We start from the raw sequence: 7,116 nt of genomic DNA, 5'->3' as shown, positions 1-7,116 counted from the left end.
CACTTGTAGAGAACACAGGAGCTCATCAACAAGTGTTGTGTTCAGCAGGTGCTACAGGAGGTTTCACGGTTACAGCCTCAGGAGGTAATGCTCCTTATCTGTACAGCATTGATAACTTTGCTACAAGTAATTCAACAGGAGTATTCAGTTCATTAACAGCAGGATCTTATACAGTAAAAGTAAAAGATGCCAACGACTGTCAAGGTGCAAATCTAACCATAGTAATCACAGAACCTTCTACAGGTCTGATGGTTAATCTAACCAAACAAAACGCTACAACAGCACAAAGCTGTAGTAACGGTAGCGCGACAGTAACCGCCACAGGTGGTACAGCGCCATATACGTATCTATGGAGCAATGGAGGTACAACAGCAACCATTACAGGACTTACCAATGGAGCTTACAGTGTAACGGTAACCGATACTAACGGTTGTACATTCACAGAGAGCGTCGTAGTGGATTGTGTGAATACTTGTGACGCAGTAGTAACAGTTGGAACCGTTACCAATGTATTGTGTACCGGAACATCTACAGGAGCGATTACAGTAAATGCAAGTTCGGCTTTACGTCCTGGAGCAGTCTTTACTTTCACTTGGAGTGATGGAACGATAACCACAGGTACCAGCAGTACGATAAGCAATAAAGCAGCCGGTACTTATACCGTAGGGGTAACTATAAATGGCACCGTATGTGATGCCGTAGAAGAAAGTATTACCATCACCGAACCGGCAAGTATGTTAAGCGCCAGCGCTACAGCTACTGACGAGAACGGTCCAACCACCAGCGATGGAACAGTAAGCGTAACAGCCAATGGTGGAGTAGGTCCATATACGTATCTATGGAATACCGGAGCGACTACCGCTCAGGTAACCGGACTGGATATGGGTACTTATACAGTAACAGTAACCGATACTAATGGTTGTACCGCTACAGCGAGCGCAACAGTAAACAGTGGAACTTGTCTGATGTTAGCCGCTACAGCTACCAGCACAGCAGTGAACTGTTTTGGTACAAGTACCGGAACAGTTCATGTAAGTGTAACAGGAGGTTCAGGCAGTTTTAGCTACCTATGGAATACTCCGGGAAATAATACTACCGCTACAGTGAGTGGTGTACCGGCAGGTACCTACCAAGTAACGGTGAAAGATAATACCACTTTATGTACGGCAACAAGTAGTGTTACCGTTCAAAGTCCACTAGTTTTATCATTAGGTTATGGATCTACAGCAGTATTATGCTCAGGTCAGACTAATGGTTCTATTGACATCACTGTAGGTGGTGGAACTGCGCCATATACCTATGCTTGGAGTACCACTAATGGTAGTACTGTCATAGCCACAAATGAAGATCAGGTTGCTTTAAAAGGAGGTACTTACGATGTTGTGGTTACCGATGCTAACGGTTGTACATTAAACCAATCGATAGTAGTAAGCGAACCGGCAACGCTAACACTTGTAGAGAACACAGGAGCTCATCAACAAGTGTTGTGTTCAGCAGGTGCTACAGGAGGTTTCACGGTTACAGCCTCAGGAGGTAATGCTCCTTATCTGTACAGCATTGATAACTTTGCTACAAGTAATTCAACAGGAGTATTCAGTTCATTAACAGCAGGATCTTATACAGTAAAAGTAAAAGATGCCAACGACTGTCAAGGTGCAAATCTAACCATAGTAATCACAGAACCTTCTACAGGTCTGATGGTTAATCTAACCAAACAAAACGCTACAACAGCACAAAGCTGTAGTAACGGTAGCGCGACAGTAACCGCCACAGGTGGTACAGCGCCATATACGTATCTATGGAGCAATGGAGGTACAACAGCAACCATTACAGGACTTACCAATGGAGCTTACAGTGTAACGGTAACCGATACTAACGGTTGTACATTCACAGAGAGCGTCGTAGTGGATTGTGTGAATACTTGTGACGCAGTAGTAACAGTTGGAACCGTTACCAATGTATTGTGTACCGGAACATCTACAGGAGCGATTACAGTAAATGCAAGTTCGGCTTTACGTCCTGGAGCAGTCTTTACTTTCACTTGGAGTGATGGAACGATAACCACAGGTACCAGCAGTACGATAAGCAATAAAGCAGCCGGTACTTATACCGTAGGGGTAACTATAAATGGCACCGTATGTGATGCCGTAGAAGAAAGTATTACCATCACCGAACCGGCAAGTATGTTAAGCGCCAGCGCTACAGCTACTGACGAGAACGGTCCAACCACCAGCGATGGAACAGTAAGTGTAACAGCCAATGGTGGAGTAGGTCCTTATACTTATCTATGGAATACCGGAGCAACTACCGCTCAGGTTACCGGACTGGATATGGGAACTTACACTGTAATAGTAACCGATACCAATGGTTGTACCGCTACAGCGAGCGCAACAGTAAACAGTGGAACTTGTTTGATGTTAGCTGCTACAGCTACCAGCACAGCAGTGAACTGCTTTGGTACGAGTACCGGAACAGTGAGCGTGAGCGTAACAGGTGGTTCAGGTAACTTTACCTATCTATGGAATAATGGAGCTACTACAGCTACAGTAAACAATTTACCAGCAGGTAATTATAGTGTAACGGTAACTGATACCACTACTTTATGTACTACAACAAGTAGCGCAGAAGTTCAAAGCCCATTAGCGTTGACGCTGCAAGCTGGAGCCACACAAGTATTATGTAACGGACAAAACAATGGATCAATTGATATCACCGTTAGTGGTGGTACAGCGCCATATACTTATGTGTGGAGTACTACTAACGGAACTGGTTTAATAGCTGTGAATGAAGATCAGGTTAATCTGGGAGCTGGTACTTATAGTGTTACCGCTACAGACATTAAAGGTTGTACAGTAACCGAATCGATTACAATCACCCAACCGGTACAACTTACCCTAAGTGAAAATACCGGTGCTCATCAAGAGGCGTCTTGTACAGGAAGTGCCACAGGAGGCTTTACTGTAGTTGCCACAGGAGGTACTACACCTTATCTATACAGTATCGATAATTTTGCAACCAGTAACGCAACAGGAATCTTTAGCGGATTAACTGCTGGAGGCTATGTTATAGCGGTACGAGATGCGGGAGATTGTCAAACTAGTATACCAATTTCAGTTACAGAACCTTCAAACAATCTAACGACGAACTTAAGCAAACAAAATGCTACTGTAGCTAATAGTTGTGGTAATGGTAGTGCGACAGTTACCGCTTCAGGTGGTACAGCACCATATACTTATCTATGGAGTAACGCTTCTACTACACAATCAATTACCGGATTAACTGCAGGAGCTTATAGTGTAACCGTTACTGATGTTAACGGTTGTACTTATACTCAAAGTATAGTGGTGGATTGCACAAGCAACGGTTGTGATGCAGTAATACAACTTGGAACTGTCACTAATGTACTTTGTGCCGGAACGTCTACAGGTTCTGCAACAGTGAGTGCTAATTCAGCTTCACGACCAGGGGCAGTCTTTACTTTCACCTGGAGTGATGGAACAGTGACCACTGGTACCACAAGTACAATAAATAATAAAGCGGCCGGTACTTATACCGTAGCCGTGACCATAAACGGCACTGTATGTGATGCAGTTGAAGAAAGTATTACGATCACCGAACCGGCAAATCTATTAAGCGCGAGCGCTACAGCCACAGACGAACAAAATGCGGCTGCTAATAATGGAAGCGTTAGAGTAACCGCTTTAGGTGGTAAAGCGCCTTATACCTATCTATGGAATACGGGAGCTACAACTGCTCAGGTAACAGGACTAGATGCTGGTACTTACAATGTAACAGTAACCGATGCTAATGGTTGTACCACTACAGCAAGCGCCAAAGTAAACGATGGTACCTGTCTGATGTTGTCAGCGATGAGCAGCAGTACAGCAGTGAGTTGTAATAACAGCAGTACAGGAAGTGTGAGTGCAAGTGTAACAGGAGGTTCAGGTAACTTCGGATACTTATGGAACACTGGAGCCACTACCGCTACAGTAAGTAATTTAACAGCGGGTACTTATAGTGTTACTGTAACAGATAATACCACTTTATGCACTACAACAAGTAGTGTTACCGTTCAAAGTCCACTAGCCTTATCATTAGGTTATGGTTCTACAGCGGTATTGTGTAATGCACAAAATAATGGATCAATCGATATTACCGTAAGCGGTGGCGCAACGCCATATACTTATGCTTGGAGTACAACTAATGGTAGCGCCGTAGTAGTCACTCAGGAAGATCAGGTTGCTTTAGGCGGTGGTACTTACGATGTTGTGGTTACCGATGCGAATGGTTGTACCTTAAACCAATCGATAGTGGTAAGCGAACCAGCAACGCTAACAATTGTAGAGAATACTGGAGCTCATCAACAAGTGTTGTGTTCAGCAGGTGCTACAGGAAGCTTCACTGTTACAGCCTCAGGAGGTAATGCGCCTTATTTGTACAGCATAGATAATTTTGCAACAAGCAATACAACAGGAGTTTTCAGTTCATTATCAGCAGGATCTTATACTGTAAAAGTAAAAGACGCTAATGATTGTCAAGGTAGTTTGTCTATTCTAATATCAGAACCAGCTACTGCTTTAACAGCTAATTTAAGCAAACAAAACGCGACGACTGCACAAAGTTGTAGTAACGGTAGCGCTACAGTTAACGCTACAGGTGGTACAGCTCCATATACCTATCTATGGAGTAATGGAGGTACAACAGCAACCATCACAGGACTTACCAATGGCGCTTACAGCGTAACGGTAACAGATACTAACGGTTGTACATTCACAGAGAGTGTCGTGGTGGATTGTGTGAATACTTGTGATGCAGTAGTAACAGTTGGAACCGTTACCAATGTATTGTGTACCGGAACAGCTACAGGAGCTATTACGGTAAATGCAAGTTCAGCTTTACGTCCTGGAGCAGTCTTTACTTTCACTTGGAGTGATGGAACGATAACCACAGGTACCAGCAGTACAATAAGCAATAAAGCAGCCGGTACTTATACTGTAGGAGTAACTATAAACGGCACCGTATGTGATGCCGTAGAAGAAAGCATTACGATCACCGAACCGGCAAGTATGTTAAGTGCCAGCGCTACGGCTACCGATGAGAACGGTCCAGCCACTAGTGATGGAACAGTAAGTGTAACAGCCAGTGGAGGAGTAGGTCCTTATACCTATCTATGGAATACCGGAGCGACTACCGCTCAGGTAACCGGACTGGATATGGGAACTTATACGGTAACAGTAACCGATACTAATGGTTGTACCGCTACAGCGAGCGCAACAGTAAACAGTGGAACTTGTTTGATGTTAGCTGCAACAGCTACCAGCACAGGGGTGACTTGTTTTGGTACCAGTACAGGAACAGTAAGCGTGAGTGTAAGCGGAGGTTCAGGCAACTTTACTTATCTATGGAATAATGGAGCGACTACAGCTACAGTAAATAATTTGGCAGCAGGTAATTATAGTGTAACGGTAACTGATACCACTACTTTATGTACTACCACAAGTAGCGCAGAAGTTCAAAGTCCATTAGCGTTGACGCTGCAAGCTGGAGCCACACAAGTATTATGTAACGGACAAAATAATGGATCAATTGATATCACCGTTAGTGGTGGTACAGCGCCATACACTTATGCTTGGAGTACTACTAACGGAACTGGTTTAGTAGCTGCGAATGAAGATCAGGTTAATCTGGGAGCTGGTACTTATAATGTTACCGCTACAGACAGCAAAGGTTGTACAGTAACAGAATCGATTACAATCACCCAACCGGTACAACTTACCCTAAGTGAAAATACCGGCGCTCATCAAGAGGCGTCTTGTACAGGAAGCGCCACAGGAGGTTTTACTGTTGTAGCCACAGGTGGAACTACACCTTATCTATACAGTATAGATAATTTCGCTACAAGCAATTCAACAGGAATCTTTAGTGGATTAACTGCTGGTGGCTATGTTGTAGTGGTACGAGATGCTGGAGATTGTCAAACTAGTATACCAATTTCGGTTACGGAGCCTTCAAATAATCTAACTGCGAACTTAAGCAAACAAAATGCTACTGTAGCTAATAGTTGTGGTAATGGTAGTGCGACAGTTACCGCTTCAGGTGGTACAGCGCCATATACTTATTTATGGAGTAATGCTGCTACTACACAATCAATTACCGGATTAACTGCAGGTGCTTATAGTGTAACAGTAACAGATGCTAACGGTTGTACTTTCAATGAGAGTATAGTGGTGGATTGCACAAGTAACGGTTGTGATGCAGTAGTGCAACTTGGAACTGTCACTAATGTACTTTGTGCCGGAACGTCTACAGGTTCTGCAACAGTGAGTGCTAATTCAGTTTCACGACCAGGCGCAGTCTTTACTTTCACTTGGAGTGATGGAACAGTGGCCACTGGTACCACAAGTACAATAAATAATAAAGCGGCCGGTACTTATACCGTAGCCGTAACGATAAACGGCACTGTATGTGATGCCGTTGAAGAAAGTATTACGATCACCGAACCGGCAAATCTATTAAGCGCGAGCGCTACAGCAACAGACGAACAAAATGCGGCTGCTAATAATGGAAGCGTTAGAGTAACCGCTTTAGGTGGTAAAGCGCCTTATACGTACCTATGGAATACCGGAGCTACAACAGCTCAGGTAACAGGACTAGATGCTGGTACTTATAATGTAACAGTAACCGATGCCAATGGTTGTACCACTACAGCAACCGCCAAAGTAAATGATGGTACCTGTCTGATGTTGTCAGCGATGAGCAGCAGTACAGCAGTGAGCTGTTTTGGAAGTAGTACAGGAAGTGTGAGTGTAAGTGTAACAGGTGGTTCAGGTAACTTTGGATACTTATGGAACACTGGAGCCACTACCGCTACAGTAAGTAATTTAACAGCAGGTGCTTATAGTGTTACTGTAACAGATAATACCACTTTATGCACTACAATAAGTAGTGTTACCGTTCAAAGTCCACTAGCCTTATCATTAGGTTATGGTTCTACAGGGGTATTGTGTAATGGGCAAAATAATGGATCAATCGATATTACCGTAAGCGGTGGTGCAACGCCATATGCTTATGCTTGGAGTACAACTAATGGTAGCGCCGTAGTAGCCACTCAGGAAG

2 pseudogenes are annotated in these 7,116 nt (G+C 43.9%); both read left to right on the top strand.

The annotated features are described in order from the left end of the window. Positions 1-32: 32 nt before the first annotated feature. Positions 33-1,301 (top strand): annotated as a pseudogene (locus LNP23_RS22980) (hypothetical protein); the annotation flags it as partial. Between the two features lie 180 nt (positions 1,302-1,481). Further along, positions 1,482-7,070: pseudogene (locus tag LNP23_RS22975) on the top strand (beta strand repeat-containing protein); the annotation flags it as partial. Between the last annotated feature and the right edge of the window lie 46 nt (positions 7,071-7,116).

The organism is Flavobacterium cupriresistens (assembly GCF_020911925.1).
Classification (GTDB): Bacteria; Bacteroidota; Bacteroidia; order Flavobacteriales; family Flavobacteriaceae; genus Flavobacterium; species Flavobacterium cupriresistens.
The sequence above is the reverse complement of the archived record's forward strand: the minus strand, read 5'-3'. Positions and strand labels throughout refer to the sequence as shown.